We start from the raw sequence: 26,688 nt of genomic DNA, 5'->3' as shown, positions 1-26,688 counted from the left end.
CGAGCGAACCTACAGCTTGGCCAGGTCGTAGCTGCCCAGGTTGTCCATCAGCACGTGCAGCTGATCCTGCGATGAGCCCAGCGTCTGTTCGATCGCGGTGAGCCGGGCCGCCAGGTGGCCTACCGGGTATTCCCAGGTCACCCCGATTCCGCCGTGCAACTGGATGGCCTCCTGGGCGATATGCCGCCCGGACCGGCCGATCTGCAGCTTGGTGCGTGCCGCGATCACCGGGTCGAGGTTGCCGTCGGCGATCGACATGGCCGCGTAGAGGCTCATGCTGCGGGCCAGTTCCAGCGACACGTACATGTCGGCGGCACGCTGGGTCAGAGTCTGGAAGGTGTTGAGTGTCACCCCGAACTGCTTGCGTGTCTTGAGGTAATCGGTGGTGAGCCGCAGTGCCTCTTCCATCGCGCCGACCGCCTCGGCGCACACCGCCGAGGAGATCCGGATCATTGCGTGCTCGATGGCCCCGGTGGCGTCGGTCGCCTCGCCGAGCGGGCTGCCCGGCGCATTGTCCAGGTCGAGTTGGGCGCCGCGCTGGCCGTCGAAGGTCCGGTAGGGCTGGCGGGCTAGGCCGTCGGCGCTGCCGTCGACCACAAACAGCCCGGTCCCACCGTCCGGAAGGGCGGCGCTGACCACCAGCGTGTCGGCGCGGTCCCCGGTCAGTACGGGGTTCTTGCGCCCGCTCAACACCCACGAATCTCCTTGCCGCACCGCGGTGGTGGAGACCTGGGCAGCCACGCCGCGCATCCCCGGCTCGGCGTGGGCGAACGCCAGGATCTGTTCGCCCGAGGCGACGGCGTCGAGCAGTTCCCGTTGCTCGGCAGTGCCTCGTTCGGCGATCAGCGCGCCAGGTCCGAGCGCGCCGTGGATGACCGGCTCAGGTGCCAGCCGCCGGCCCATCTCGGTGAGCACCACCATGATCTCCAGCGGGCCGGATTCGTCCGGGTCGAATCCCAGACCGAGAATCCCGGTGTCGGCCAGCTGTTTCCAAACCTGTGGGTTGAATCCGGGGTCGGCCTCAATGACGTCGTTGCGGGTCTCGGTGTCGTAGCCCGACAGCATCGAACGGGTGGTGTCGCGCAGCAGAACCTGCTCGTCGCTGAGTTGAAAGTCCATGACCGTCGTACCTCCTACAGGCCGAGAATGGTGGACGCGATGATGGTGCGCTGCACCTCGTTGCTGCCGCCGTAGATCGATGTCTTGCGGTAGTTCAGGTAGGTCGGCGCGGCGTGCTGCGCCCACTCCGGTGACGCGATGCCCTCACCCGCCTGGTACGGCAGCGCGTCGGGGCCGGCCAGCTCGACGAACAATTCGGTGACGGCCTGCTGCAGCTGGCTGCCGCGCAGTTTGAGCACCGAGGACGCCGGGCTGGGCTTGCCGTCCGCCGAGTCGCTCGACACCCGCATCTGGGTGAGTTCCAGTGCCAGCAAGTCATTCTCGGTCTCGGCGACTCGCGCTGCGAACAGCGGGTCGTCGAGTGCGCCGAGCTCCTTGGCGCGCTCCTTGACCTCGGCGAGTCGGACTTTGGTGCGAGTCACCCCGGCGATTCCGGTGCGCTCGTTGCCGAGCAGGAACTTTGCGTAGGTCCAGCCGTGGTTCTCCTTGCCGACGAGCTGATCGGCGGGCACCCGCACGTCGGAGAAGAACACCTCGTTGACCTCGTAGCCGCCATCGATGAGCTTGATCGGTCGCATGGTGACACCCGGCGTGGACACCTCGAAGAGCAGGAACGAGATCCCGGCCTGCTTCTTGGGTGCTTGCGGGTCGGTGCGCACCAGGCAGAAGATCCAGTCGGCGTACTGGCCGAGCGTGGTCCAGGTCTTCTGGCCGTTCACGATGTAGCTGTCGCCGTCGCGCACCGCCGTGGTGCGCAGGCTTGCCAGATCGGAGCCGGCATCGGGTTCGGAAAAGCCCTGGCACCACCAGATGTCCAGGTTGGCGGTAGCAGGCAGGAAGCGTTCCTTGATTGCCTGGGAACCGAATTCGGCGATCACCGGTCCGACCATCTTGGCGTTGAAGGTCAGCGGTTCGGGCACCGATGCCAACTGCATCTCGTCGAGCCAGATCTGGTGCTGGGTCAGCGTCCAGTCCTTGCCGCCCCACTCAGTCGGCCAGTTGGGCACCGCCAGACCGTGGGCGTTGAGAATCCGCTGGCTGGTGACGATGTCGTCGGGAAAGATCGACTCGCCCCGCCGGCTGCGCTCCCGGATCTCGGCGGGGATCTCGGAGGTGAAAAAGGTACGCAGTTCGTCGCGGAATGCGGATTCTTCGTCGGTGAGTGCCAGTTGCACGGCGGACTCCTGGGTCGGGATGGAAACGCAGACTGGTATGCACCCTAATCCGAACCCGCCATGGCCGGTCCACAAGGCCGCTATCGTGCGTTTTTGTAGGCTTGACCGCATGAGGCGGTCGTTGTTCGCGCTGTGGGTCCTGTTGTCGGCGGTGTCGTGTTCGGCGGAACCGGCCAAGCCCGCCGAACCGGCGCCGGGCCCGTCGCAGTCGCCGGCCGCCAAACCGGCGGCGCACATCGGCCAGACGCTGGACCTGATGCGGATCGGCGGGCAGCAGATCGCTGTGACGTTGACCGAGGTCATCGACCCCGCCACCGTCCCCAACGGCTGGGGCGAGGCCGGCAAGACCTACGTCGCGACCAAACTGCGGATCGAGAACACCGGAACGACGACCATCGTCGGCAACAGCAACAGCGATGTCTCGGTGGTCGGTTCGGACGAGCACGACTACCAGGCCGATTTCGCCACCGTGACCGAGTGCCAGGACGTCGGGTACGGCTGGTTCCTGATCGCCGCCGGTTCCTCGAGCACCGGTTGCGTCGTGTTCGCGCTGCCCGCGGGGGTCACCGCGAAGAAGGTGCGTTACTCACCGTCCTCGGGCATCTCCCAGGACGTCGGCGAGTGGTTGAACCCGTAGCAGCGGCTTGCTGCACAGTGGCGCGTTGATCCACAGTCGCGAGCCGCACCCGGCGCTGGACCGGGTGGGCCGCCGGGGCCGGCATCTACCGTCGGCGCATGGCACCAGAACCACCCGGCGAGCGCCTGCAGCGGCGGCTCGGCCTGCTGCCCGCATCCGACCGCGCCGAGGAAACCCCAGAGCCCGCTGACGAGGCCGACCCGAACTCGCTGCTGCCGCGCTGGCTGCCCGACGCCACGGACGTCGGTTGGCTCGCCAAGGTGCGGGCTGATCCGGGCCGCGCCGGTGCGATCGCCCTGGCGGTGATCGCGGCGGTCGCGGTGCTCATCACCGTGTTCACGGTGGTCCGCGACCGGCCCGCGCCGGTGCTCAGCGCCAAACTTCCTCCAGTGGAGATGGTTTCGACTGCCAGCCCGCAGACCGCGGAATCATCGGCAGATCCTGCGCCGGTCGCAGATCAGGTGGTGGTCAGCGTGGTGGGCTTGGTCCACAAGCCGGGGTTGGCGACGTTGTCACCCGGCTCCCGGATCGCCGATGCGCTCACCGCCGCCGGCGGGGCGCTCGACGGTGCGGACACCATCGGGTTGAACCTGGCCCGTCCGGTGGTGGACGGCGAACAGATCGTGGTCGGTCTGGCGCCGCCGGCCGGACCGCCGGTACTCGGCAGCTCCGTCGGTGCGGCATCGCCGCCACCGGAGGCTCCCCGCAGCAGCACCGCGCCCACGGCGACGGCGCCGGCGACCAAACCCGAGCCCAAAAGCGGCGAGCCGGTCAACCTCAACACCGCGACCGTGGAACAGCTCGATGCCCTGCCCGGCGTCGGGCCGGTGACCGCGGCAGCCATCGTGGCCTGGCGGGAAGCCCACGGCAAGTTCGCCGACGTGGACCAACTCGGCGATGTCGACGGGATCGGCCCGGCGCGGCTGGCGAAGCTGCGTGCCCTGGTGCGTGTCTGACGGTGGCCCAGCCACCGGCCCCCGCACCGCCGGCGGCCCGGCTGGACGTTCGGTTGGTGCCGGCGGCCCTGACCGGCTGGGCGGTAACCGCCGCCGGCATCCAGTGGCAGATCGGCGGCACGTTGGCGGCGCTGTGCGCACTGATCGGCGTCTTGTCGGCGCTGCTGTGGCGGTATGGCGGGCGCACGCGGCGGCCCGGGTATCGGCTGGCTGGAGCGGTCCTGGCGGCGGCGTCAACGGTGGGGGTGGGGTTCGGCTGGGCCGTCGCGCTGCGCACCGAGTCGCTCAGCCACCACCCGATCACCGCAGCATTCGGCCGCACCGCCCCGGTCACGGTCACCCCCAGCGAGAGTCCACTGCCGGCCGGCGCCCGCCGGCTGCTGTTCCGGGCCACCCTGCAGTATCTCGATGGTGCCGAATCCTCGGGCAGGGTAGTGGTTTTCGCGTCCAACATGGAATTCGGTGACGTAATGGTGGGCCGGTCTGTGGCGTTCCGTGCCAAGATCGCCCGCCCGGCGCGTCGTGACTTGACGGCGGCGGTGCTGACCGCCACCGGCGAGCCGACGTGGGGCGATCCCGGACTGGTCGCGCGGACTGCACATCAGGTGCGCGCGCGGTTCGCGGCCGCTGCCGCGCGGGTACTGCCCGGTGAACAATCCCGGATGCTGCCCGCGCTGGTGCTCGGGGACACCTCGGCGATCACCGCCGCGACCGGGCGAGAGTTCCGGGCCGCGGGCTTGACGCACCTGATGGCGGTCTCCGGCGCCAACGTCACCATCGTCTGTGGCGCGGTGTTGTTTTCGGCGCGGCTGGTCGGGCCGCGTGCTGCAGCGGTGCTGGCCGGGGTCGCGTTGCTGGGGTTCGTCATCGTGGTGCAACCGACGGCCAGTGTGGTGCGGGCGGCGGTGATGGGGGCGATCGCGCTGCTGGGCGTGCTGTCGGCGCGACGACGGCAAGCGATTCCGAGTCTGGCCGCCAGCGTGCTGGTGCTGCTCGCACTGGCCCCGCAGTTGGCCGTCGACGTCGGCTTCGCCCTGTCAGTGGTGGCAACTGCGGCATTGGTGCTCATCGCGCCGGTGTGGTCGGCTCGGCTGGTGGCGCGCGGCTGGCCCGAACCCTTGGCTGCCGCGGTGGCCGTGGCATGGGCGGCAAACCTGGTCACCGCGCCGCTGATCGCCGGGATCTCCGGCCGGCTCAGCCTGGTCAGCACGCTCGCCAACCTCGCGGTCGCGGCGCTCGTCGCGCCCATCACCGTGCTGGGCAGTGCGGCGGCGGCGTTGTGCGGGTGGTGGCCGGCGGCCGCCGAACTGCTGATCCGGTTCACCGGCCCCGAACTGTGGTGGCTGGGCCACGTCGCCCACTGGACCGCCGCGGTCCCCGCCGCCACCGTGCCCGTGCCGGCCGGCGCGGCCGGGGTATTCGGCGTCGGCGCCGCTGCCGTCGCGATCGTGCGCTGTTGGCGCTGGCGGTGCTGTCGGCGGATGCTGGCCGCCCTGGTCGTATGCCTGCTGGCGTGGTCGGTCACGGAGGTGTTGACCGGCTGGGCGGTTGTCGGGGCTGCGTGACACGATTGGCGGGTGAGCCAACCGGTTTCGCCGCTACACCTGATCCTCGGTGACGAGGAACTGCTGGTCGAACGGGCCGTCGCGCAGGTGCTGGCGGCGGTGCGGGCTCAGGCCGGCAGTGCCGACATCCCGGTTGACCGGTTGCGGGCCGGCGAGGTCGACGCCGGCGAACTGGCCGAACTGCTGAGCCCGTCGCTGTTCGCCGATGAGCGTGTGGTGGTGTTGGAAGCCGCCGGCGAGGCCGGCAAGGATGCGGTGAATCTCATCGGCGCGACGGCCGCCGACGTCCCGCCGGGCACCGTGCTGGTCGTGGTGCATTCCGGCGGGGGACGGGCCAAGGCGCTGGCCGGTCAGCTGCGGCAGCTCGGCGCTGAGGTGCATCCGTGCGCCCGCATCACCAAGGCCACCGAACGCGCCGACTTCGTCCGCGCCGAGTTCCGCCGGCTCAAGGTCCGGGTTGACGACGCCTGCGTCACGGCGCTGCTCGACGCGGTCGGCTCCGACATCCGCGAGCTCGCCGCGGCCTGCTCACAGCTGGTTGCCGACACCGGCGGGCATGTCGACGCCGTCGCGGTGCGCCGCTACCACAGCGGCAAAGCCGAGGTGAAGGGCTTCGACGTCGCCGATCGGGCGGTCGTCGGGGATGTCGAAGGCGCCACCGAGGCGCTGCGATGGGCGATGATCCGCGGCGAGCCGCACGTGGTGCTGGCCGACGCGCTGGCCGAGGCGATCCACACCATCGCCCGGGTGCGGCCCAAATCCGGAGACCCCTACCGGTTGGCCGGCGAGTTGGGCATGCCGCCCTGGCGGGTGCAGCGGGCACAGAAACAGGCCCGGCATTGGTCGCAGGAATCGGTCGCCGCCGCGGTGCGGCTGGTGGCGGGCCTGAACGCGGACGTCAAGGGCGCCGCAGCCGACGCCGACTACGCGCTGGAGGCAGCGGTGCGCAAGGTCGCCGAACTGGCCGCCCGCTGAGGAGCGCCGAACAGTCGCGAAAGCCCCCGAATTCCGACCGGAACGGGGGCTTTTGCGACTGTTCGCGAGTGGATCAGAGCTTGTTGAGAGCCCGAGCCAGTGCCGACTTCTTGTTGGCGGCCTGGTTCTTGTGGATCACGCCCTTGCTGGCGGCCTTGTCGAGCTTCCGGCCGGTCGACAGCAACAGCTCGCTGGCCTTTTCCTTGTCGCCGGCCTCGGCTGCCTCACGGAAGGCGCGGATCGCGGTGCGCACCGCCGACTTCACCGACTGGTTGCGCAGCCGGGCGCGCTCGTTGGTCCGGTTGCGCTTGACCTGCGACTTGATGTTGGCCACGAAGTAGTTCCTTCTTAAAAGCTTGGTTGGGTTCGCCTCCCGACGTGGGGGCAACGGCTGTTCAGATTACCAGCTGGCCGGTCAACTCCCCAACTTGGCTCAACTGTGGCCGCTGTGCTCAGCCTCTTGCGACCACGTCGACGCGGTGCAGGTCGTCGCCGAGCTCGATCGGCCCATCGAACTCCGCGGCCGCCAACGCCCGCCACTCTTCCTCTTGCCCGGGGGCGATCGCGGGCACGTAATGGGTCAGCACCAGCGTGCCGACTCCGGCGCGCCGGGCGGTGGCGCCGGCTTGGGCGACCGAGGAGTGATAGTCGCAGATGTCGCGGATCCGCTGCTGCGGCAGCGCAGCGATGAGGTCGCTTCGAATCACGGTGTGAACCAGCGCGTCGGCGCCGGCGGCCAGCTGGTCGAGGCTGTCGCAGGGCACGGTGTCGCCGGCCATGACCACCGAGGCGGTTCCCGACGCGTCGGTGTGCTCGATGCGGAACCCGATGGTCGGTGTCACGGGCCGGTGGTCAGTGGGCGCCACGGTGATCCGCACGCCGTCGCGATCCCAGACCTGGCCGGCGGTGTGTTCCTGCACGTCGACCGGGGGCGGGGCGGTCAGGTCGTCGTGGTGGGCGATGCGGTAGCCGATGTCATGGCCGAACGCCTGCAGCATCGCCGCCACGACATCGGCGGTACCCGGCGGCCCGATGATCGGCAGCGGCGCGGGGTCGGGGGTGAACGTGGTGACCCACCGGGTGATCAACAGGTCGCCGAGGTCGGCGATGTGGTCACTGTGCAGGTGGGTGAGCAGCAGCGCGGACAGCGTGTTGGCCGACGCGCCCGCAGCGGCCAGCCGCTGCAACACCCCGCGTCCGCAGTCGACCAGCAGCGCCTGGCCGCCGGCCCGGATCAGGGTCGAGGGACCGGCACGGTTGGGGTCGGGGATCGGGCTTCCGGTGCCCAGCAGGGTGATCTCGATCGTCATGACGTCACATATGCCACACAACTCCGTCCGCCGCTGGCTGATTGACAGAGTTTGGGCATCGCCGCCCCCCGACCGGGCAAAATGGCCTAGCCTGGTGTGAAGCAGATCACTGCGGCGGGAGGCTTCTATGCGGATCGCGGACGTATTGCGGAACAAGGGCGCGGCGGTGGTGACCATCCATCCGGATGCCACCGTCATGGAGTTGCTGGCGGGATTGGCCGAGCACAACATCGGCGCCATGGTCGTGATCGGAACCGATGGCCTGGAGGGGGTGGCCTCCGAGCGTGACGTGGTTCGGCAACTGCACGTCCACGGCGCCAGCCTGCTGGCGCGGCCGGTGTCGGCGATCATGACCCGGTTGGTGGCGACCTGCACCAAATCCGACACCGCCGACGAGGTCAGCATGCTGATGACCGAGCACCGGGCGCGCCACATACCGGTGCTTGAAGACGGCCGGCTGGCCGGGATCGTCAGCATCGGCGACGTCGTCAAGTCGCGGATGGAGGAGTTGCAGGCCGAGCACGCGCAGCTGCGCTCCTACATCAGCCAGGGATAGCGGATCCCGCACCCCGCAGGGCTCAGCTCCACGCGTAGTCGCTACGCAACCGCGCGGCCACCACGTCGAACACCGCGCGTTCCAGGGTGGCGCCCTCGCGCCGGATCGACTCCTCGGGCACGTCGAGCACCCGGTCCAGCCGTACCCAGCTGAGCCGGTGGGCTTCGTCCCAACTGCCCGCGCCGATGCCCAACCAATTCGCGTCCTCGGCGTGGCGCGGCTGGCTGGACAACATCAGTCCCAGCAGCATGCTGCGGTCACGTCCGACGACCAGCACCGGCCGGTCCTTTCCTTCGCGCGGATTGTCCTCATAGGCCACCCAGGTCCAGACGATCTCGCCCGGGTCGGCTCGGCCGTTGAGATCGGGCGCGTACACCAGGCGGCGTGCGCGGTGTGCGGTGGGGACACTGCTATTGGTTACCGGGCGGCCAGCCGGAATCGCCGGCGACGGTTCCGACGCCGTGCCGGTCAGCACTTCCAGGCCGATCTTGATGCCCTGCTCGATGCCCCGCTGGATGCGCTGCTGCACCAGCGGTGACTGTTCGAGCTGACGGAGGAACCGTGGAGCTTCGTTGAACACCAGGTTCTCCGCGAATTGCTGCACCGTCTGCCATGGTGTCTTCCGCGGGGAAGCCATGTTCGCAGCATAGGCGAAACGGGGTCGGGCGCCGGCGTACCGCGTTCGGTGCGTTCGGCTGCGTTCGTCGACCGCGATGTGACGCGCCGACTTAGGGCAGCTAAGAACTCGCCGACACCGACTATTCCCCCTTAGTTACCTGGGGAAAATCTCGCAATAGCGCTCGCCGGCGCACAGCTATGTGAACGGGTAGTTGTGCTTAATCACAGGTATCTGTTAGATTTGAACGGCTTTGCAGCGGACGGTGCTGGGGGAGCATCCGGCGGTGGCAAAACGGCCCGCCGGTTGGACATCGTGAAAGGCATATGGGGCTATGAACATTCGCAAGATCGGCGTGGTTGGGGCTTTCGCAGCGGGCGCGGCATTCGCATTGGCGCCGCTGGCGGCCGCGGACCCGGGTGACCCCCCCGCGCCGCCGGACTTCAGCAACATCCTGCTGGGCCAGGTGCAGTCGATGAACTGGCTCTTCGGCGCCCAGGCCACGGCGTCGGGGGTCGACAGTGACCTCATCACCGCGGGCGAGCCGACGCTGGCGGACCCGCTGTCGTTCAGCACCATCTCCGCTGAGAACCTGACGGAAAACCCGGTCTTCGCGGCGATGTTGTTCGGTCCGAACTGGGAAGACGAGATGTCGAGTGACCCCGGTTCCTACAGCCTGTTCAACGGCGCGCTGACGCAGTTCTACGACGCCAGCAACGTGCTGACGTACGCGTTGCTGACCGGTGGTGGCGAGATCGACGTCGCAGACGCCGGCGATTACCTGTTCGGCTCCGAGGCCGGGATCGCCGATGGTCTGGCCGGTGACGGCTTCTTCGCCGACTTCGGCAACTTCTTCCAGGCGGGCGTGGCCGACCTGTTCGGGTACTTCGGATTGGGCGCGCTCGACATGTGATCGCTGCTTGAGAACGCAAACCCCCGGAGGTGCCGCCGCCTCCGGGGGTTTCGTTTTGGGGCTGTCGCCTCGCTACCCTGACAGGACAGTAGGCACACACCGCCACACCACCGCTTCACCAGGAGATTCCCATCAGCAGCTTCGCCGACCAGACCTTCACCGCGCCGGCGCAGATACGGAACTTCTGCATCATCGCCCACATCGACCACGGCAAGTCCACTCTGGCCGATCGGATGCTGCAGCTGACCGGCGTCGTCGACGACCGGTCGATGCGCGCCCAGTACCTGGACCGGATGGACATCGAGCGGGAACGCGGCATCACCATCAAGGCGCAGAATGTGCGGCTGCCCTGGGAGGTCGACGGTGAACAGTTCGTCCTGCACCTGATCGACACCCCCGGACACGTCGACTTCACCTACGAGGTGTCCCGAGCGCTGGAGGCCTGCGAGGGCGCCATCCTGTTGGTCGACGCCGCCCAGGGCATCGAGGCCCAGACCCTGGCGAATCTGTACCTGGCGCTGGACCGTGACCTGACCATCATCCCGGTGCTCAACAAGATCGACCTGCCTGCCGCCGACCCGGAGCGCTACGCCGCCGAACTGGCCCACATCATCGGTTGCGAACCCGGCGATGTCCTCAAGGTGTCCGGCAAGACCGGCGAAGGGGTGGCCGACCTGCTCGACGAGGTCGTCAAGCAGATGCCCCCACCCACCGGCGACGCCGATGCGCCCGCCCGGGCGATGATCTTCGACTCCGTCTATGACATCTACCGCGGCGTTGTCACCTATGTCCGCGTCGTCGACGGCAAGATCATGCCGCGCGAGAAGATCGCGATGATGTCCACCGGCGCCACCCACGAGTTGCTGGAAGTCGGCATCGTCTCCCCGGAACCCAAGGCCACCAAGGGGCTCGGCGTCGGAGAGGTCGGCTACCTGATCACCGGCGTGAAGGACGTGCGTCAGTCCAAGGTCGGCGACACCGTCACCACCGCGCGGGGCGGCGCCACCGAGGCGCTCACCGGTTACCGCGAGCCCAAGCCGATGGTCTACTCCGGGTTGTATCCGGTGGATGGCTCGGACTACCCGAACCTGCGTGATGCGCTGGACAAGCTGCAGCTCAACGACGCCGCCCTGACCTATGAGCCGGAGACCTCGGTGGCGCTGGGTTTCGGCTTCCGCTGCGGCTTCCTGGGGTTACTGCACATGGAGATCACCCGGGAACGCCTTGAGCGAGAATTCGACCTCGATCTGATCTCCACCTCACCCAACGTCGTCTACCGGGTGATTCGCGAAGACAACACCGAGGTGATCGTCACTAACCCGTCGGACTGGCCGGAAGGCAAGATCCGCACCGTTTTCGAGCCCGTGGTCAAGACGACGATCATCGCGCCGAGCGAATTCGTCGGCACCATCATGGAACTGTGCCAGTCCCGGCGCGGTGAACTGGGCGGCATGGACTATCTGTCGCCGGAACGCGTCGAGTTGCGCTACAAGATGCCGTTGGGCGAGATCATCTTCGACTTCTTCGACTCGCTGAAGTCACGCACCCGCGGCTACGCCAGCCTGGACTACGAGGAGGCCGGCGAGCAGGAGGCCGATCTGGTCAAGGTCGACATCCTGCTGCAGGGCGAGGCGGTGGACGCCTTCAGTGCGATCGTGCACAAGGATTCGGCGTCGGCCTATGGCAACAAGATGACCACCAAGCTCAAAGAGCTGATTCCGCGCCAGCAGTTCGAGGTGCCGGTGCAGGCCGCGATCGGCTCGAAAATCATTGCCCGGGAGAATATTCGGGCCATCCGGAAGGACGTGCTGTCCAAGTGCTACGGCGGTGACATCAGCCGTAAGCGCAAGCTGCTGGAAAAGCAGAAGGAAGGCAAGAAGCGGATGAAGACCATCGGTCGGGTCGACGTGCCGCAGGAGGCGTTCGTCGCGGCACTGTCCACCGATGGCGGCGGGACCGCCGGGGAAAGAGCCAAGAAATAGTGGCCAACCGGGTGGGCAGAACCGCTGCCGGTGCGGCGGCGCTGGCGCTGTTGGCGAGCGGGTGCACCACGGTGGTCAGCGGAACCGTCAGGCCGGCACCGGGTTTGGCGCCCACGCCGGTGACCGGGATCGCGGTCCGGCAGGTGTTGCTCGACGACGCAGAGTTGGCGAAGTTGATCGGTCAGCCCTTCCGCAGCGACCCCTCGCTGCCGCCACGGTTCGGCGGCGTCGACAGTCTGCCCGATGCCTGGGACACCGCGGGCCCGGAAGACTGCGTCGGTGCTGCGGTGGGCGGACAGCAGGCGGTCTACGAATCCGCCGGCGTGCAGGATGTCGCCCACGAGTTCTGGGACAGCACGTCCACCACCGGGCACTCGGCCCTGACCGGGGTCGGCGAGGCCGTGATCGCCTTGGCCACCCAGGCCGACGCCGACGCGCTCTTCGAGAAGTTCACGCAGCAATGGGGCCGCTGCGACGGGGTCACGGTGACCCGCGGCGACGAGGCCAGCGGCGAGGCCAGCGGCGAGATCGTCGACGTCTCCATCGGCGACACGGTACTGACCGCCACCGTACGGACCACCGTGGACGGCGAGGTGGGCCTGCGGGTGTCACGCGCAGTGGCGGTCCTGGTGAACTGCATCGTCGACGTCGACGTGTTCTGGTTCGTCGGCGAGGACGACCATGCCGACGCCCCACCGGCCGGGGATACCACCGCGGCCGACCTGGCCAGAGCGATGCTGGACAAGGTCCGCAACCTGAGCGGCTGACCCAGACCGGGCGACCCCCGCGCTCCCGGCGAAAACGACCCCTAGTTAGGCGCGTTCGCGGGCTGGAAACCCCCGGTGGAGTCGGCCTCCTCCTCGGCGCGGATCACGTGCACCACGGCGTTGATCAGCGCCAGGTGGGTGAACGCCTGTGGGAAGTTGCCCAGGTGCCGACCGGTGCGCGGCTCGATCTCCTCGGCATAAAGGTGCAGCGGGCTGGCGAACGACAGCAGTCGCTCGCACAGATGCTTGGCCTGGCTGACCTCTCCGATCTCCACCAGCGCCGAGACCAGCCAGAACGAGCAGATCGTGAAGGTGCCCTCGGTCCCGGATAGTCCGTCGTCGGTCTCCTCGGTCCGGTAACGCAGCACCAGGCCGTCTTCGGTGAGTTCCTCGGCGATCGCCATCACGGTGGCACGCACCCGCGGATCGTCGGCCGGCAAGAACCGGGTGAGCACCACCAGCAGCAGTGAGGCGTCCAGCGCATCGCTGCCGTAACTCTGCGTCAGCACGCCACGCGAATCCACCCCGTTGGCCAGCACGTCGGCCTTGATCTCCTCGGCGATCACCCGCCACTGCCGGGCGTAGGAGACCTCGCCCTGCAACTCGGCCAGTTTCGAGCCACGATCCAGCGCCACCCAGCACATCACTTTCGACGATGTGAAGTGCTGCGGTTCGCCGCGCACCTCCCAGATCCCGCGATCGGGCTCGCGCCAGTGCGCGATCGCCTCCTCCACCTGACGTTTGAGCACCGGCCACAGCGTTTCGGGGATCTGCTCGCGGGACTTGGCGTGCAGATACACCGAGTCGAGCATCGTGCCCCAGATGTCGTGCTGGCGCTGGTTGTAGGCGCCGTTGCCGATCCGCACCGGGCGGGCGTTGTCGTAGCCCGACAGATGCTCCAGTTCCTCTTCGGCGAGTTCGTGTTCACCGCCGACGCCATACATCACTTGCAGCGGACGCTGCTGGCCGTTATTGGCGCCGGACACATCGGCAATGAACGAGAAGAAATCGTCGGCCTCGCGGTCCAGGCCCAGTGTGTAGAGCCCCCACAATGCGAAAGTCGAATCGCGCACCCAGGCGTAGCGGTAATCCCAATTGCGTTCGCCCTGTGGGGTTTCCGGTAACGACGTGGTGGCTGCGGCCAGCAGGGCGCCAGTCGGCGAATATGTCAGTCCCTTCAGCGTCAGCGCGCTGCGCTGCAAGTAGGCCCGCCACGGATGGTCGGGGAAGTTGCCGATGTTGATCCACTGCCGCCAGCACTCGGTGGTGTTCCACATCTTGTCGGCGGCCTCGGCGTAAGTCTGCGGTGCCGGGTGTCTGGACCAGCTCAACGCCACGAACACGTCGTCGCCCTCGGTCAGCCGGGTTCGGGCCCGCGCCTCCCGGCCCTCCAGACCCAGTCGCAGGTTCGTCGTCAACCGCAGTGTCGGGTGGGCGTCCGGGTTCTGCCGGGCCCGCGCGATCGCCTCGCCGTAGGCGTTGGCCGAGTACTCCCAGGTGGCGCTGGTGCGGTGGTAGTCGAAAGCCGGCTCGCAGCTCATGGTCAGTTCGACGGTGCCGCTGACGCAGCGCACCGTGCGCAACAGGATGTGCTCGGCGTCCCAGTCGGTAGGGGTGCGCCGGTGGGTCTGCGACCGCGCCTCGATGTCGTGCCACTTGCCCATCACCAGCGCGTCTCGCACGATCAGCCAGCCGGTATGGGTCTGCCAGGTGGTCTCCATGATGGGACTGCCGGGAAGGTAACGCCGCGCCGCGGGCACCGAAACCCCGTACGGTCCGAGCCGAAAGTGCCCGGCGCTGCGGTCCAGGATCGACCCGAAGACGCTGGGGGAGTCGGGCCGCGGCACGCACATCCACTCCACCGAGCCGGCCGCCGAGATCAGGCAGTTCGTTTCGCAGTCCGACAGAAACGCGTAGTCGGCGATCGGGGGGAACGAGTTGCGGACCTGCCCCGGGGCGGCCGAATAGGGCACGGGCGCGGTGGCCGACAATGGCGGGGTCATTTTGGTCGCGACACGGGCATCGGGGGCTTCTCCGATGACTTCGGGAGCGGTCTTGTCGGGTGCATCGCCCGGCGGGGGGTGCAGGACCATTCCGACATCATCGCTGGCGGCCTGCCGTGAGTCCACCTGACCCACCCCGTGTCGGCGATCGCCGCGGTGCTGTGGGCGGTGATCCGCTTCGCCCGGCTTCGCCGCGCTCGCGATCGCCGCGGTGCTGATGGCGGCGATCCGCTTCGCCCGGCTTCGCCGCGCTCGCGATCGCCGCTAAGGTGGGCGGGGTGGGTGGCTTCCTGAGCTGGTGGGACGGCGTTGAGCTGTGGCTATCCGGACTCGGCTTCGTGATCCAGACCGCGGTGGTGATGCCGGTGGTGCTGGCGTTGGCCTACATCCTGGCGGTGGTGCTGGACGCGATGCTGGGGCAGGGGATCCGGATACTGGAACGGGTCCGCCCCGACGACGGCGAGGCCCGGTAGATGCCGCGTTCGCAGGTGACGTTGATTCTGGTCGGATTGATCGCGCTGGTAATCGTCAGCTGGCTGCTGACCCGCTGAACCGCGGGGGCCCGTGCCGCGGTTCCAGCTTCGGCTCTCCTCCGTCGAGCCTCACTGAACCGCGGGGTTCTGTTAGGCTTCCCCGCATGTTCGCAGCGTCCGGTGATGGAGTGTGCCGCGGCCCGGCCCTCCGGGTGTATATCGCCGTGGGTAATTGCGCTGTGGCCGACGTGCACTGTTGTCGCTGACTCCCGCCCGTCGGCGCTTGGGGGTCGCAATGCCCGGCTTCTCATTCATCGGGCCATGACCTTTGCCACGCGACGGGAACCGATTCCCTCAGTCTGCACGGAAAGGTCACCAATGCCTCACACTGTCACCCGTGGCGCTGCCCTCGGTCTGGCCGCCATTCTGATCGCCGGGTGCGGCGGCGGCCCCAGCGACGTCGTCGGCGGCGGTGAACGGTCCGACGCTCACACCACGTTGACCCTGGTGGCCTACGCGGTGCCCGAACCCGGCTGGAGCAAGGTGATCCCGGCCTTCTACGGCACCGAGGCGGGCGCCGACGTGCAGGTCGTCACCTCCTACGGAGCCTCGGGCGACCAGTCTCGTGGCGTCGCCAACGGCAAACCCGCCGACATCGTGAACTTCTCCGTCGAACCCGACATCACCAGGCTGGTCAAGGCCGGCAAGATCGGCGAGGACTGGAACGCCGACGTCACCAAGGGCATCCCGTTCGGCTCGGTGGTGACCCTGATGGTGCGGCAGGGCAATCCCAAGCACATCAAGGACTGGGACGACCTCCTGGCGCCCGGCATCGAGGTCATCACTCCCAGCCCGCTGAGTTCCGGATCCGCGAAGTGGAATCTGTTGGCCCCGTACGCCGTCAAGAGTGAGGGCGGCAAAAATCCGCAGGCCGGCCTGGACTTCGTCGACAGACTTGTGACCGACCATGTCAAGCTGCGTCCGGGCTCGGGACGGGAGGCCACCGATGTGTTCCTGCAGGGCAGCGGCGATGTATTGATCAGCTACGAGAATGAGGCGATCGCCGTCGAGCGCAAGGGCAAACCCGTGGAGCACGTGAATCCGCCGCAGACGTTCAAGATCGAGAATCCGCTGGCGGTGGTGACCTCCAGCCGACACCTGGACACTGCCACCGCGTTCAAGAACTTTCAGTACACGCCCGCCGCGCAACGGCTGTGGGCGCAGGCGGGCTTCCGTCCGGTCGACCCAAGCGTGGCGGCCGAGTTCCGCGAGGCGTTCCCGGCGCCGGGCCAGCTGTGGACGGTCGCCGATCTAGGCGGTTGGGAGGTCGTCGACAGCGGTCTGTTCGACAAGGACAGCGGCGCCATCACCAAGGTCTACACCCGGGCCACCGGATGACCGAGATCGTGGTCACCGAGGCGACCCGGACCGGCGGAGACGAGCCGCCGGTGTACACCGGGTTGCATCGCGAAGGCGTCTCGCTGCGGGTGGGTGCCGCGGTGGTGTGGCTGTCGCTGATCGTGCTGGCGCCGCTGGCCGCGGTGAGCTGGCAGGCCGCCGGTGGTGGCTGGCAGGCGTTCCGGCTGGCAGTCACCTCGCACGCCGCGCTGGAGTCCTTCCGGGTGACGCTGACGATCGCGACCGGGGTCACCGTTGTCAACCTCGCGTTCGGGCTGCTGATTGCCTGGGTACTGGTGCGTGACGACTTCGTCGGCAAGCGTTTCATCGACGTCATCATTGACCTGCCGTTCGCGTTGCCCACCATCGTCGCCAGCCTGGTGATGCTGGCGCTGTACGGCCCGGCCAGCCCGGTGAACGTGCACCTGCAGCACACCGCCTGGGGCGTCGGTTTGGCGCTGGCCTTCGTCACCCTGCCGTTCGTGGTGCGCGCGGTACAACCAGTGCTGTTGGAGATCGATCGGGAGGTCGAGGAGGCCGCCGCGTCGCTGGGCGCCTCGGGTGCGACGATCTTTCGTTCGGTAATCTTGCCGTCGTTGACTCCGGCGCTGCTGACCGGAGCGGGCCTGGCATTCTCCCGGGCCATCGGCGAATTCGGCTCGGTGGTGTTGATCGGTGGGGCGGTGCCCGGTAAAACCGAGGTGTCCTCGCAGTGGATCCGGACCCTGATCGAGAACGACGACCGCACCGGAGCCGCGGCGATCTCCCTTGTACTGCTCACAGTTTCGTTCTTGGTGTTGCTGGCACTGCGGGTACTGGGTGCGCGGGTGGCCAAGCGACAGGAGCGGTCCTGATGACTCCGTCACCGAAAGTCCGTTACCTCATCCGCTTTCTGGCGCTGACCTACATCGGCTTGTTGCTGATCGTTCCGGTGTCATTGATCCTGTGGCGCAGCTTCGCGCCCGGATTCGGACAGTTCTTCGCCTACATCTCCACTCCGGCGGCGATTTCGGCGTTGCAGCTGTCGCTGCTGGTGGTGGCGATCGTGGTGCCGCTGAACGTCGCCTTCGGTATCCCGACGGCGCTGGTGCTGGCCCGCAACAGGTTCCGCGGCAAGGGAGCGCTCCAGGCGATCATCGACCTGCCTTTTGCGGTGTCGCCGGTCATCGTCGGGGTCGCGCTGATCGTGCTGTGGGGATCGGCCGGGTTGCTGGGTTTCGTGGAGAACAGTTGGGGTCTCAAGATCATCTTCGGCCTGCCCGGCATCGTACTGGCCAGCATTTTCGTCACCCTGCCGTTCGTGATCCGGGAAGTCGAACCGGTGCTGCACGAACTGGGCGCCGACATGGAGGAAGCGGCCGCGACGCTGGGTTCAAGCTCGTGGCAGACGTTCTGGCGGATCACACTTCCGTCGATCCGGTGGGGACTGACCTATGGAATCGTGCTGACCGTGGCGCGCACGCTGGGTGAGTACGGCGCGGTGTTGATCGTGTCGTCCAATCTGCCCGGCACATCCCAGACGCTGACACTGCTGGTGTCCGACCGCTACAACCGCGGCGCCGAATACGGCGCCTACGCCTTGTCGACGCTGTTGATGACGGTTTCGGCGTTGGTGTTGATCGTCTCTGTGGTGCTCGACATGCGGCGGGCCGGAAAGGGGAGCAGATGACCGACGCAATCAGCGTGCGCGGAGCCAACAAACGCTACGGAGACTTCGTCGCACTCGACAACGTCAACTTCGCGGTGCCGTCCGGGTCCCTCACCGCACTGCTGGGCCCCAGCGGCTCGGGCAAGTCCACGCTGTTGCGGGCGATCGCCGGCCTCGACCACCCGGACAGCGGAACGGTGACGATCAACGGCGTCGACGTCACCGGTGTCCCGCCGCAGCGGCGCGGCATCGGATTCGTGTTCCAGCACTATGCGGCGTTCAAGCACATGACGGTGCGCGACAACGTGGCGTTCGGGCTCAAGATCCGCAAACGACCCAAGTCCGAGGTCAAGGAGAAAGTGGACAACCTGCTGGAAGTGGTCGGGCTCAGCGGGTTTCAGGCCCGCTATCCCAACCAGCTCTCCGGTGGGCAGCGGCAGCGGATGGCGTTGGCGCGGGCATTGGCGGTGGACCCGCAGGTGCTGCTGCTCGACGAGCCGTTCGGGGCATTGGACGCCAAGGTACGGGAGGATCTGCGGGCGTGGCTGCGCCGGCTGCACGAGGAGGTCCACGTCACCACGGTGCTCGTCACCCACGACCAGGCCGAGGCGCTGGATGTCGCGGACCGTATCGCGGTACTCAATCAGGGCCGTATCGAACAGCTCGGTTCCCCGACCGAGGTCTATGACGCTCCGGCGAACGCGTTCGTGATGTCGTTCCTCGGGGCGGTGTCCTCGCTCAACGGTGCCCTGGTGCGCCCGCACGACATCCGGGTCGGTCGCACCCCGGAGATGGCGGTGGCCGCCGTCGGCGACACCGCCGAGGCGTCCGCGGTGCTGCGCGCGGTAGTGCACCGGGTGGTGGCGCTGGGCTTCGAGGTCCGTGTCGAGCTGATCAACGCCGCCACCCATGCGCCCTTCATCGCCCAGATCACCCGCGGCGACGCCGAGGCGCTGGCCTTGGCCGAAGGGGACACCGTCTATGTGCGGGCCACCCGGGTGCCGCCGCTGCGCGAGTCCACGTTCCCAGTGAACTGACCTTCCTTCGGTCGTTTTGTTTGGATTCGTTGACAATCGCCCACTAAATTTCGTAACGTGTCGCTCACGTAGTTTTCAGGTTGTTCATATACTTGGGGGTGTTGCGATGTCGCGTTCCGTTGACGGAAGCCGGGAGCAGTGGCGTCGCGCCGCTCGACTGCGGGCGGTCACGGCCGCGGCCTTGACATTCGGCGCGGCCACGTTGAGCGTCGGCGCCCCGGCCAACGCCGACATTCCTGACTTCGACGACGTACTGTCTGACCTCGCGGCACCGGTGGTCGACGTGACGAGTGACGCTGATTTGCCGCCGTTGCTGGATGGACTTACCTTCGACCCGCACCTGGACCTCGATAGCTCGCTGATCCATCTCTCGTCTGAAACCGGGCCTGTTGTGGACGTGGATTCCGGCCCGCCGGCGCCACCGGTAGTCGGTGCGGAGGAGTTTGCCGCGGCTCACGACTTCGGGGCGACTTACGATTCTGAGGCCACTCATGATGCGGCAGGCTCCGCTGCTGCCACCGTTCCCGAAGGTATCCACGAACAGATCGAGTACTACCAAGCGGTGTTGGCGAATTATGCGTCGCAGCGGGTCTACCTCTCTCCAGACGAACGTGCGTTCTACGACCCTTACTACGAGAACATCGCAAAGAGTCTGCAAATGATGCAATGTTGGGAGCTCACCGGCGACATGAACAGTTGTGTGGGTGTCCCCGGTGGCGACGGTTTCCCGGGCGGCAATCTTCCGGACATCAATTCGCCGTGGGCAGACCCGCTCCAACTCCACAACCAGGTGGAGGACTCGGTATATCGCTTCCTCAATGACTGGTTCATCGCGCCGCTATATACCGTTGGCAGCTGGATCTACACAGTTGGCAGCTGGATCGGCTGGGCCACCGACCCGCTCTTGCCGGTCGCGCAGTTCGCGACCGAAGTCGCCCACAATGTCGCCAAAGGGCTTGCCGATATGGTGGTCTCGGCCGCACGCTTCCTGACGGGCACGTAGCCCGACCGGCGTAATCAGGCAGCCAAGCCCTTGGCAGCCAGCGCCGTCTCCACCCGGTCCAGCACGGTCGCGGCTACCAGGCGGTGCGCGCCGAGCGGTTCGGCCATCGGAATGCCCTCGCGGCGTGCGTATTCGGCGATGCCATCGGTGATCTTGCCGTGCGCCAGGAACCACGGCGCGATCATCAGCCGCTCGGCGCCGCGCGCCCGGAGCCGCTCGGCCGCTTGCGACACCGAGCCCGCCATGGTGGCGAAAGCCATTTCTACACCCGTCCAACGGGTTCCGCGCGACAACCGGTCGGTGACGCGCGCGGTGCGGGCGTTGGCGACAGCGTCCGACGATCCGACCGCGACCGCCACCACGCCCAGCTGCGGGTCGAACCGCGACACCCCGGCCGAGGTCAGCCGCTCACCGAGCACCTGCACCAGCCGACGGTCTTCGCCCAACGTGGGCGCCACCCGGACGGTCGCCCCGGATTCTTCGATCATCCCCGGGATGTCGATGCGGGCGTGGTAGGCGCTGGCCAACAGGAACGGCACCACGATGGCGTCGTCGCCGACGTCGGCCAGCACCTCGCGCAGATTCGGGGTGTTGTGTTCGCAAAACGCCACCCGCACATCGTGTTCGGGCGCCACCCGGCGCAGATGCCCGGCGATCGCCCGGGTGTTGGCGGCCGAGCGCGGATCCCGGCTGCCGTGCGCCGTCAAGACCAGGGTGGTCACGAGGCGTGCAGCCCGCATTCGGTCTTGGCGCTACCGGCCCAGCGGCCGCTGCGCGGATCGGCACCGGCCGCCGGCTTGACGGTGCACGGCGCGCAGCCGATCGACGGGTAGCCCTCGTCGATCAGCGGGTTCACCAGCACGTTGTTCGCGGCGATGTAGGAGTTGAACTCCTCGTCGGTCCAGGCCGCGATGGGGTTGATCTTCACCAGACCGAACTGCTCGTCGAAGCTGATCAGCGGGGCGTTGGCCCGGGTCGGCGCCTCCACCCGCCGCAGCCCGGTCACCCACGCCGAGTAGCCGCTCAGCGTGCGGGCCAGCGGCTCGACCTTGCGCAGCCGGCAGCACAGCGCCGGATTCGACGCGAACAGATCCTTGCCGTGGCCGGCGTCCTGCTCGGCGACGGTCTGCTCGGGGGTCACGTTGACCAACGCGATGTCATACATCGCCTCGACCGCATCGCGGGTGCCGATGGTCTCGGCGAAGTGGTACCCGGTGTCGAGGAACAGCACCGGTACCCCCGGGCGCACCTTGGCCGCCAGATCCACCAGCACAGCGTCGGCCATATTGGAGGCCACCACGTAGTTGCAGGTGGCGCCGCCACGCGGTCCGTTGACGCCGCCGAAGTTCGCCTCGGTCCACTCCAGCAGCTCGGCGGCGGTGGCGCCGTCGAGCTCGGCCGCCCCCTTGGCGGCCAGTTCTCGCAACTCGTCTTCGCTGTGCGGCCTCATCGCAGGTCGTCTTCCTCGGCCCGCACCGCCCACTGCGCGAATCGCTCGCCGGCGTTGCGCTGCTTGATGAAATTGCGCACCACCCGGTCGATGTAGTCACCGAGGTCGTCGTTGAACACCTTGTGTTGACGCAGCTTTCGGCCGAAACCGCTGTCGGCGCCCAGGCTGCCGCCGAGGTGCACCTGGAAACCCGGGACCGAGTTGCCGTTGCCGTCATCGATCATCTGGCCCTTGAACCCGATGTCGGCCACCTGAATGCGGGCGCACGAGTTGGGGCAACCGTTGATGTTGACGGTGACCGGGACGTCCAACTGCGCGTTGAGGTCATCCAGACGCTGCTCGAGTTCGGGCACCAGGCTTTGCGCGCGCACCCGCGTCTCAACGAACGACAGCTTGCAGAACTCCAGGCCGGTGCAGGCCATCAGGTTGCGCCGCCACGGCGACGGGTTGGCCGGCAGGCCCAGCGCCTCAAGTTCGGTCAGCAGGCCGTCGAGCTTCTCGTCGGGAACGTCGAGGATGATCAGCTTCTGATATGGGGTGAACCGGGCGCGGTCGCTACCGACCTGTTCCATCAGTTCGGCGATCTTGAGCAGCGTGGCGCCGTTGACCCGGCCGGAGATCGGGGCCACCCCGACCGCGTTGTGGCCGTTGCGGAGCTTCTGCACTCCGACATGGTCGATGGTCGCGGTGGGCTGGGCAGGGGCCGGGCCGTCGATCAGCTTGCGGCCCAGGTACTCGGTTTCGAGAACCTCGCGGAACTTTTCCACGCCCCAGTCCTTGACCAGGAACTTCAGCCGGGCCTTGGACCGCAGCCGGCGGTAGCCGTAGTCGCGGAAGACCCGGGTGACGGCTTCCCAGACGTCCGGAACCTCATCCAGCGGCACCCACGCGCCGAGCCGCTTGGCCAGCATCGGGTTGGTCGACAGGCCGCCACCGACCCACAGGTCCAGGCCGGGCCCGTGCTCGGGATGGTTGACGCCGATGAAGGAGATGTCGTTGATCTCGTGGGCGACGTCCTGCAGGCCCGACACCGCGGTCTTGTACTTGCGTGGCAGGTTGGCGTACTCGGGCTTGCCGATGTAGCGCCGGACGATCTCGTCGAGCGCGGGGGAGGCGTCGAGCACCTCATCGAGAGACTCCCCGGCCAGCGGTGAGCCCAGCATGCCGCGCGGGCAGTCGCCGCAGGCCTCCAGGGTCTGCAGACCGACGGCGGCGAGGCGATCCCAGATCTCTGGAACCTTCTCGATCTCGATCCAGTGGTATTGCAGGTTCTGCCGGTCGGTGATGTCGGCGGTGCCCCGGGCGTAATCGACCGAGATCTGACCGAGGGTGCGCATCGCGGTGGTCGACAGCGCCTTGCCGTCGCAGCGCACCCGCATCATGAAGTATTTGGCCTCCAGCAGGTCGGCGTTCTCATCGCCGGTGAAGGTGCCGTCGTAACCCTGCTCACGCTGGGTGTAGAGACCCATCCAGCGGAACCGGCCACGCAGGTCGTCCTTGGGGATGCTGTCGAAGCCCTGTTTGGAGTAGACGTCGATGATGCGCGCCTGCACGTTGAGCGCCGGGTCATCCTTCTTGAACTGTTCGTTGCTGTTGACCGGTTCGGTCTCACCGAGTGCCCACTGGGCCTCGCTGCGCTGCCGGCCCTTGCTCGGCGCGGACGGGGTGGCGGTCATCGATTCTCCTTCGAAAAAGGAGCTGGCGGGATGGAGCGCGGGTCACCGGTGGCTGAGTCCGGCGGCGCAGATCCGTCGGCCAGCTGGAAGATACAGGTGGGCGGCTCTACGACATCAAGGCAGACAGCGACAGGTGCAAACCCGCTTGAAATCGATGTGCCGCCGAGCCACCAGGGCAACCCCGGATGCGGTGCAGTAGGCGGCAGTCACACGGCCGATTATGCCATGGATGCCGAAAATCTTCCTTACCGGCGCAAAGTTGTGATCAGCGTGCGTAAAACTCAGTTGGGGCCCGAGGGCGAAGCGGTCGGTACGGGAGGACCGGATCGGGACAGCCGGGTTTGTGCGGATCCGGGTGCGGACCGCACCCAACGAGCTGATGGAAAGCCGATCGGAAGGCGGGTGGGACAGGTGAGTGTCGTCGACTTCGGATGGGAGCCGGTGTGGGAACCGCCACCGGCGCCTGAACCGCCGCCGCGGACCAACGGACGCGCCATGCTGCGACGCTGGCTGGCCATCGCGACCCTGGTGGCCGCGGTGGGCGGCGGCGGTTGGCTGGCGGTCCGGCATTACGAAACCCATATCGCCGGCCAGCAGGCCCTCGATGTGGCCGAGGCATATGTGTTGCGGCTGACCAACATCGACGCCGACGACGTAGACCGGAGCTTCGCCGACATCGCCGACGGCGCCACCGGCGAGTTCGACGCGATGCATGCCCGGTCTGCGGCCAGGCTGCGCCAGCTGCTGATCGACAACAAGGCGACCGCGCGCGGCCACGTCGCCGAAGCGGTGGTCAAGTCCGCCGACCGGAACCATGCCGTGGTCGTGCTGCTGGTCAACCAGGCGGTGCGCAACGCCGACAACCCCGAACCGGTGATCGACCGCAGCCGGATCCGGATGACCATGGACCGGATCGACGGCCGGTGGCTGGCCAGCAAGGTGGAGTTGGTATGAGGAAACTCACAGCGCTGGCGGCCGGTGTGCTGCTGATCGGTACTGCCGAACTGACCGCGCTGGCCCACGCCGACCCGATCAACTGGGAGGCCATCGCCAACTGTGAATCCGGTGGCGACTGGGCGGCCGATTCCGGTAACGGCGACTACGGCGGTTTGCAGATCAGTGCCGCGACCTGGGATGCCAACGGTGGAGTCGGGCTGCCGTCGGACGCCAGCCGGCAGCAGCAGATCGCTGTGGCCAAGCGCATCATGGCCAGCGAGGGGCCGGCCGCCTGGCCGGCATGCGCGTCCCGCGGCGCCGCGGCCACCACCGGTGCCGGGGCGGCCCCGGTTGGCTCGCTGACCCACTATCTGTCGGCGCTGTTCGAGGACACCGTAGGGCCGGCCGTACCGGCCGACTGAAGTAGCTACCCGGCATCGCGGTACCTAGCGTCGTGGGATGATCGGGCCCTATGACGACCGCGACCGCGGTAGCGCTGCCCGAGCTGGCGCCGGCCCGATTTGACCAGCAAAGCCCGTTCGGGGTGTATGTGCATGTCCCGTTCTGCTTCACCCGCTGCGGGTACTGCGACTTCAACACCTACACCCCGGCTGAACTGGGCGGGGCCAACCCCGACGCCTGGGTGGCGGCGCTGGCCAGGGAGCTGGAGCTGGCCGCCGCCCGGCTGGGCGGCCCACGCGCCGACACCGTGTTCGTCGGCGGCGGCACGCCCTCGCTGCTGGGCTCAGCGCGGCTGGCGGCGGTGCTCGATCATGTGCGCGAGCATTTCGGGCTCTCCGACGACGCCGAGGTCACCACCGAGGCCAACCCGGAGTCGACGTCGCCGGAGTTCTTCGAGTCGATCCTGGCTGCCGGCTATACCCGGGTGTCGCTCGGCATGCAGTCGGTGGCGCCGCAGGTACTGGCCACCCTGGACCGCATCCACTCGCCGGGCCGGCCGGTTGCTGCTGCCCGCGAGGCGAGCGCAGCCGGCTTCCAACACCTCAACATCGACTTGATCTACGGCACCCCGGGTGAGTCCGACGATGATCTGCTTCGCTCGGTGGACGCCGCGCTGGAGGCGGGTGCCGACCATGTCTCGGCGTACAGCCTGATCGTCGAGGACGGCACCGCGCTGGCCCGACGGGTGCGGCGCGGCGAACTGCCCCTGCCAGACAACGACGTGATGGCGCATCGCTACGAGCTGGTCGACAGCCGGCTTCGGGCGGGCGGGATGGACTGGTATGAGGTGTCGAACTGGGCCCGTCCCGGCGCGGCCTGCCGGCACAATCTGGGCTACTGGAACGGCGGCCGATGGTGGGGTGCGGGCCCGGGGGCTCACGGCTACGACGGCGCGCTGCGGTTTTGGAACGTCAAGCACCCCAACGCCTACGCGCAGCTCCTGGGCGAGATGACGCTGCCGATCGCGGGCTTCGAGGAACTCTCCGAGGTCGACCGGCACACCGAAGAGGTGATGTTGCGGTTACGCATGCGCGAGGGGCTGGCGCTGGCGGTTCTGGATCCGGGTGAGCGCGAACGCGCCGAGTCCGCCGTCGACGATGGCTTGCTGTGCGTCGACGGCGACCGGCTGGTGCTCACCGACCGCGGGCGGCTGCTGGCCGATGCGGTGGTGCGTTCGCTGCTGGGGTAGCCGCCGCAGCGGAGCGACAGGTCAGCCGCTGAACCAGCCGCGCCCGCCGTCCCAGCTGCCGCAGATGCCGTTGAAGCAGCCATGGCCGAAACCGCCCTGACCGGGGATGAAGCCGCCGCAGCCCTGCCAGCCGGCGTCGTGTCCACAGCCACTGCCACCGCCGTTGCCGTCGGGCCCACCGGAACCGTGCGGTTGGGCCACTACGGTCTGACCGGTCTGATCGGTCGTAGCTGCCGGCACCAGGCCGGTCGGGGCGACAGCGATCGCCGCAGCGGCGCCGGCTACGAACATCGTTCCCACGAAGTTTCGAATGCTTAGCATGTCTCCATATTCCGTACGGGCGCCCTACTTGCCAACCGTTGTGTGAGGACCGATACCGAATCGTGAACGCCCGTAACACCTCACCGCGCCGGCGGTGCAGCGGTGAGCGTCACGATCCGCGGCGGCCCGGACCGCCTACTCGGAGGCCGAAGGTCAAGATCGACGGGTGAGATACCCGGCAGGGTATAAAGGGGGGTGATGCGGGAAGGGGTCTGACGTGGTTGGTGACGACGAGAGCGTCAAGGCGGTGCTGAACCGGCTGCGCCGTGCCCACGGCCAGCTTGCCGGCGTGATCGCGATGATTGAAAGCGGCCGGGACTGCAAGGAAGTCGTCACGCAGCTTGCCGCGGTTTCGCGCGCGCTGGACCGGGCAGGTTTCAAGATCGTCGCCAGTGGGCTTCGCGAATGCCTGACCGGCGACTCCGACAGCGGAAAAGCCCCGCTCACCGAGGACGAACTCGAAAAATTGTTCCTTGCCCTGGCTTGACGGGCCGGTACCGTCGCGACACCGCATGCCGGGC

Annotated in this window: 28 protein-coding genes; 18 read left to right on the top strand and 10 right to left on the bottom strand. The window is 67.7% G+C overall.

Annotated features, from left to right (window positions below; all coding sequences use genetic code 11):
* Positions 1 to 9: 9 nt before the first annotated feature.
* Together ACAG20_RS01885 and ACAG20_RS01880 are read right to left on the bottom strand one after the other, a co-directional pair.
* Positions 10 to 1,119, bottom strand: a complete 1,110-nt coding sequence (locus ACAG20_RS01885) for an acyl-CoA dehydrogenase family protein (protein WP_370491328.1) — start codon at positions 1,117 to 1,119, stop codon at positions 10 to 12.
* Between the two features lie 14 nt (positions 1,120 to 1,133).
* Positions 1,134 to 2,294, bottom strand: coding sequence for an acyl-CoA dehydrogenase family protein (locus ACAG20_RS01880; RefSeq protein WP_370491327.1), 1,161 nt, complete (start codon positions 2,292 to 2,294; stop codon positions 1,134 to 1,136).
* A 109-nt stretch (positions 2,295 to 2,403) separates the two neighbouring features.
* On the opposite strand from ACAG20_RS01880, the gene ACAG20_RS01875 reads away from it, so the two are divergent.
* The 4 genes from ACAG20_RS01875 (at position 2,404) to holA (ending at position 6,427) form a co-directional block, all read left to right on the top strand.
* Entirely contained in the window at positions 2,404 to 2,931 is a 528-nt protein-coding gene (locus ACAG20_RS01875) for a DUF4352 domain-containing protein (RefSeq protein ID WP_370491326.1), read from the top strand.
* A gap of 98 nt (positions 2,932 to 3,029) precedes the next feature.
* Positions 3,030 to 3,887 carry a ComEA family DNA-binding protein gene (locus tag ACAG20_RS01870; protein ID WP_370491325.1) on the top strand — a complete coding sequence of 286 codons (858 nt, stop codon included), beginning with the start codon at positions 3,030 to 3,032 and terminating at the stop codon, positions 3,885 to 3,887.
* 2 nt (positions 3,888 to 3,889) lie between these two features.
* Positions 3,890 to 5,452: a ComEC/Rec2 family competence protein gene (locus tag ACAG20_RS01865; RefSeq protein ID WP_370491324.1), complete on the top strand. Its 1,563-nt coding sequence runs from the start codon at positions 3,890 to 3,892 to the stop codon at positions 5,450 to 5,452.
* Positions 5,453 to 5,464: 12 nt separating this feature from the next.
* On the top strand, positions 5,465 to 6,427 hold the full coding sequence (gene holA / locus ACAG20_RS01860; protein WP_370491323.1) for a DNA polymerase III subunit delta: 963 nt from the start codon (positions 5,465 to 5,467) through the stop codon (positions 6,425 to 6,427).
* A 73-nt stretch (positions 6,428 to 6,500) separates the two neighbouring features.
* Here holA and rpsT read toward each other — a convergent pair whose 3' ends face one another.
* A complete protein-coding gene (gene rpsT / locus ACAG20_RS01855) occupies positions 6,501 to 6,761 on the bottom strand; it encodes a 30S ribosomal protein S20 (RefSeq protein ID WP_112683998.1) in 261 nt (86 codons plus the stop codon).
* A 118-nt stretch (positions 6,762 to 6,879) separates the two neighbouring features.
* On the bottom strand, positions 6,880 to 7,737 hold the full coding sequence (locus ACAG20_RS01850; RefSeq protein WP_370491322.1) for a ribonuclease Z: 858 nt from the start codon (positions 7,735 to 7,737) through the stop codon (positions 6,880 to 6,882).
* Positions 7,738 to 7,864: 127 nt separating this feature from the next.
* Here ACAG20_RS01850 and ACAG20_RS01845 point away from each other — a divergent pair, with 127 nt between their 5' ends.
* A complete protein-coding gene (locus ACAG20_RS01845) occupies positions 7,865 to 8,293 on the top strand; it encodes a CBS domain-containing protein (protein ID WP_370491321.1) in 429 nt (142 codons plus the stop codon).
* 22 nt (positions 8,294 to 8,315) lie between these two features.
* Here ACAG20_RS01845 and ACAG20_RS01840 read toward each other — a convergent pair whose 3' ends face one another.
* Entirely contained in the window at positions 8,316 to 8,930 is a 615-nt protein-coding gene (locus ACAG20_RS01840; protein ID WP_112684036.1) for a type II toxin-antitoxin system PemK/MazF family toxin, read from the bottom strand.
* 313 nt (positions 8,931 to 9,243) lie between these two features.
* On the opposite strand from ACAG20_RS01840, the gene ACAG20_RS01835 reads away from it, so the two are divergent.
* The 3 genes from ACAG20_RS01835 (at position 9,244) to ACAG20_RS01825 (ending at position 12,571) form a co-directional block, all read left to right on the top strand.
* Positions 9,244 to 9,822, top strand: a complete 579-nt coding sequence (locus ACAG20_RS01835; RefSeq protein ID WP_370491320.1) for a hypothetical protein — start codon at positions 9,244 to 9,246, stop codon at positions 9,820 to 9,822.
* Positions 9,823 to 9,947: 125 nt separating this feature from the next.
* Positions 9,948 to 11,804 (top strand): translation elongation factor 4, encoded by a 1,857-nt coding sequence (gene lepA, locus ACAG20_RS01830; RefSeq protein WP_370491416.1) that lies wholly within the window; start codon positions 9,948 to 9,950, stop codon positions 11,802 to 11,804.
* An 11-nt stretch (positions 11,805 to 11,815) separates the two neighbouring features.
* Entirely contained in the window at positions 11,816 to 12,571 is a 756-nt protein-coding gene (locus ACAG20_RS01825) for a sensor domain-containing protein (protein ID WP_370491319.1), read from the top strand.
* Positions 12,572 to 12,612: 41 nt separating this feature from the next.
* Here ACAG20_RS01825 and ACAG20_RS01820 read toward each other — a convergent pair whose 3' ends face one another.
* Entirely contained in the window at positions 12,613 to 14,574 is a 1,962-nt protein-coding gene (locus ACAG20_RS01820; RefSeq protein ID WP_112684037.1) for a glycoside hydrolase family 15 protein, read from the bottom strand.
* Positions 14,575 to 14,843: 269 nt separating this feature from the next.
* On the opposite strand from ACAG20_RS01820, the gene ACAG20_RS01815 reads away from it, so the two are divergent.
* The 6 genes from ACAG20_RS01815 (at position 14,844) to ACAG20_RS01790 (ending at position 20,133) form a co-directional block, all read left to right on the top strand.
* Positions 14,844 to 15,047 (top strand): hypothetical protein, encoded by a 204-nt coding sequence (locus tag ACAG20_RS01815; RefSeq protein ID WP_370491318.1) that lies wholly within the window; start codon positions 14,844 to 14,846, stop codon positions 15,045 to 15,047.
* Between the two features lie 378 nt (positions 15,048 to 15,425).
* On the top strand, positions 15,426 to 16,445 hold the full coding sequence (locus ACAG20_RS01810; protein ID WP_112684004.1) for an extracellular solute-binding protein: 1,020 nt from the start codon (positions 15,426 to 15,428) through the stop codon (positions 16,443 to 16,445).
* A complete protein-coding gene (gene cysT, locus ACAG20_RS01805; RefSeq protein WP_370491317.1) occupies positions 16,442 to 17,299 on the top strand; it encodes a sulfate ABC transporter permease subunit CysT in 858 nt (285 codons plus the stop codon). The genes ACAG20_RS01810 and cysT overlap by 4 nt, the downstream gene beginning before the upstream one ends.
* Positions 17,299 to 18,114, top strand: a complete 816-nt coding sequence (cysW, locus tag ACAG20_RS01800; protein WP_370491316.1) for a sulfate ABC transporter permease subunit CysW — start codon at positions 17,299 to 17,301, stop codon at positions 18,112 to 18,114. The genes cysT and cysW overlap by 1 nt, the downstream gene beginning before the upstream one ends.
* Positions 18,111 to 19,130 carry a sulfate/molybdate ABC transporter ATP-binding protein gene (locus ACAG20_RS01795; RefSeq protein WP_112684007.1) on the top strand — a complete coding sequence of 340 codons (1,020 nt, stop codon included), beginning with the start codon at positions 18,111 to 18,113 and terminating at the stop codon, positions 19,128 to 19,130. Before cysW ends, ACAG20_RS01795 begins: the two co-directional genes overlap by 4 nt.
* A 106-nt stretch (positions 19,131 to 19,236) precedes the next feature.
* Complete coding sequence (locus ACAG20_RS01790) at positions 19,237 to 20,133, top strand: hypothetical protein (protein ID WP_370491315.1); 897 nt, start codon at positions 19,237 to 19,239, stop codon at positions 20,131 to 20,133.
* Positions 20,134 to 20,147: 14 nt separating this feature from the next.
* Here ACAG20_RS01790 and ACAG20_RS01785 read toward each other — a convergent pair whose 3' ends face one another.
* Genes ACAG20_RS01785 through ACAG20_RS01775 form a run of 3 tightly spaced genes read right to left on the bottom strand, consistent with a single transcriptional unit; the run spans position 20,148 to position 23,259 of the window.
* Positions 20,148 to 20,873 carry a sirohydrochlorin chelatase gene (locus ACAG20_RS01785; protein WP_370491314.1) on the bottom strand — a complete coding sequence of 242 codons (726 nt, stop codon included), beginning with the start codon at positions 20,871 to 20,873 and terminating at the stop codon, positions 20,148 to 20,150.
* Positions 20,852 to 21,583, bottom strand: coding sequence for a phosphoadenylyl-sulfate reductase (locus ACAG20_RS01780; protein ID WP_370491313.1), 732 nt, complete (start codon positions 21,581 to 21,583; stop codon positions 20,852 to 20,854). The genes ACAG20_RS01785 and ACAG20_RS01780 overlap by 22 nt, the downstream gene beginning before the upstream one ends.
* On the bottom strand, positions 21,580 to 23,259 hold the full coding sequence (locus ACAG20_RS01775; protein ID WP_370491312.1) for a nitrite/sulfite reductase: 1,680 nt from the start codon (positions 23,257 to 23,259) through the stop codon (positions 21,580 to 21,582). Before ACAG20_RS01775 ends, ACAG20_RS01780 begins: the two co-directional genes overlap by 4 nt.
* Before the next feature lie 411 nt (positions 23,260 to 23,670).
* Between ACAG20_RS01775 and ACAG20_RS01770 the strand changes: the two genes are divergently transcribed.
* The 3 genes from ACAG20_RS01770 to hemW are packed head-to-tail and all read left to right on the top strand — an operon-like array spanning position 23,671 to position 25,846.
* Positions 23,671 to 24,213 (top strand): hypothetical protein, encoded by a 543-nt coding sequence (locus ACAG20_RS01770; protein WP_234825518.1) that lies wholly within the window; start codon positions 23,671 to 23,673, stop codon positions 24,211 to 24,213.
* Positions 24,210 to 24,617 carry a transglycosylase family protein gene (locus ACAG20_RS01765; protein WP_370491311.1) on the top strand — a complete coding sequence of 136 codons (408 nt, stop codon included), beginning with the start codon at positions 24,210 to 24,212 and terminating at the stop codon, positions 24,615 to 24,617. The genes ACAG20_RS01770 and ACAG20_RS01765 overlap by 4 nt, the downstream gene beginning before the upstream one ends.
* A gap of 50 nt (positions 24,618 to 24,667) precedes the next feature.
* Positions 24,668 to 25,846, top strand: coding sequence for a radical SAM family heme chaperone HemW (gene hemW / locus ACAG20_RS01760; RefSeq protein WP_370491310.1), 1,179 nt, complete (start codon positions 24,668 to 24,670; stop codon positions 25,844 to 25,846).
* A gap of 21 nt (positions 25,847 to 25,867) precedes the next feature.
* On the opposite strand, the gene ACAG20_RS01755 is transcribed toward hemW, so the two are convergent.
* The gene (locus ACAG20_RS01755; protein ID WP_370491415.1) at positions 25,868 to 26,137 is read right to left on the bottom strand and encodes a hypothetical protein; all 270 of its coding nucleotides are present in this window, start codon (positions 26,135 to 26,137) and stop codon (positions 25,868 to 25,870) included.
* A gap of 247 nt (positions 26,138 to 26,384) precedes the next feature.
* On the opposite strand from ACAG20_RS01755, the gene ACAG20_RS01750 reads away from it, so the two are divergent.
* On the top strand, positions 26,385 to 26,654 hold the full coding sequence (locus ACAG20_RS01750) for a metal-sensitive transcriptional regulator (RefSeq protein WP_112684015.1): 270 nt from the start codon (positions 26,385 to 26,387) through the stop codon (positions 26,652 to 26,654).
* Positions 26,655 to 26,688: the final 34 nt, after the last annotated feature.

It is taken from the genome of Mycobacterium sp. pW045 (assembly GCF_041287085.1).
Taxonomy (GTDB): Bacteria; Actinomycetota; Actinomycetes; order Mycobacteriales; family Mycobacteriaceae; genus Mycobacterium; species Mycobacterium algericum_A.
The sequence above is the reverse complement of the archived record's forward strand: the minus strand, read 5'-3'. Positions and strand labels throughout refer to the sequence as shown.

What these genes read in the sequence shown, in the direction of transcription:
- ACAG20_RS01885 (WP_370491328.1), bottom strand. Translation starts at nt 1,119, where the DNA reads ATGGACTTTCAACTCAGCGACGAGCAGGTTCTGCTGCGCGACACCACC.
- ACAG20_RS01875 (WP_370491326.1), top strand. Translation starts at nt 2,404, where the DNA reads ATGAGGCGGTCGTTGTTCGCGCTGTGGGTCCTGTTGTCGGCGGTGTCG.
- ACAG20_RS01870 (WP_370491325.1), top strand. Translation starts at nt 3,030, where the DNA reads ATGGCACCAGAACCACCCGGCGAGCGCCTGCAGCGGCGGCTCGGCCTG.
- ACAG20_RS01850 (WP_370491322.1), bottom strand. Translation starts at nt 7,737, where the DNA reads ATGACGATCGAGATCACCCTGCTGGGCACCGGAAGCCCGATCCCCGAC.
- ACAG20_RS01845 (WP_370491321.1), top strand. Translation starts at nt 7,865, where the DNA reads ATGCGGATCGCGGACGTATTGCGGAACAAGGGCGCGGCGGTGGTGACC.
- ACAG20_RS01840 (WP_112684036.1), bottom strand. Translation starts at nt 8,930, where the DNA reads ATGGCTTCCCCGCGGAAGACACCATGGCAGACGGTGCAGCAATTCGCG.
- ACAG20_RS01835 (WP_370491320.1), top strand. Translation starts at nt 9,244, where the DNA reads ATGAACATTCGCAAGATCGGCGTGGTTGGGGCTTTCGCAGCGGGCGCG.
- ACAG20_RS01820 (WP_112684037.1), bottom strand. Translation starts at nt 14,574, where the DNA reads ATGACCCCGCCATTGTCGGCCACCGCGCCCGTGCCCTATTCGGCCGCC.
- ACAG20_RS01810 (WP_112684004.1), top strand. Translation starts at nt 15,426, where the DNA reads ATGCCTCACACTGTCACCCGTGGCGCTGCCCTCGGTCTGGCCGCCATT.
- cysT (WP_370491317.1), top strand. Translation starts at nt 16,442, where the DNA reads ATGACCGAGATCGTGGTCACCGAGGCGACCCGGACCGGCGGAGACGAG.
- cysW (WP_370491316.1), top strand. Translation starts at nt 17,299, where the DNA reads ATGACTCCGTCACCGAAAGTCCGTTACCTCATCCGCTTTCTGGCGCTG.
- ACAG20_RS01795 (WP_112684007.1), top strand. Translation starts at nt 18,111, where the DNA reads ATGACCGACGCAATCAGCGTGCGCGGAGCCAACAAACGCTACGGAGAC.
- ACAG20_RS01790 (WP_370491315.1), top strand. Translation starts at nt 19,237, where the DNA reads ATGTCGCGTTCCGTTGACGGAAGCCGGGAGCAGTGGCGTCGCGCCGCT.
- ACAG20_RS01785 (WP_370491314.1), bottom strand. Translation starts at nt 20,873, where the DNA reads ATGCGGGCTGCACGCCTCGTGACCACCCTGGTCTTGACGGCGCACGGC.
- ACAG20_RS01780 (WP_370491313.1), bottom strand. Translation starts at nt 21,583, where the DNA reads ATGAGGCCGCACAGCGAAGACGAGTTGCGAGAACTGGCCGCCAAGGGG.
- ACAG20_RS01775 (WP_370491312.1), bottom strand. Translation starts at nt 23,259, where the DNA reads ATGACCGCCACCCCGTCCGCGCCGAGCAAGGGCCGGCAGCGCAGCGAG.
- ACAG20_RS01765 (WP_370491311.1), top strand. Translation starts at nt 24,210, where the DNA reads ATGAGGAAACTCACAGCGCTGGCGGCCGGTGTGCTGCTGATCGGTACT.
- hemW (WP_370491310.1), top strand. Translation starts at nt 24,668, where the DNA reads ATGACGACCGCGACCGCGGTAGCGCTGCCCGAGCTGGCGCCGGCCCGA.
- ACAG20_RS01755 (WP_370491415.1), bottom strand. Translation starts at nt 26,137, where the DNA reads ATGTTCGTAGCCGGCGCCGCTGCGGCGATCGCTGTCGCCCCGACCGGC.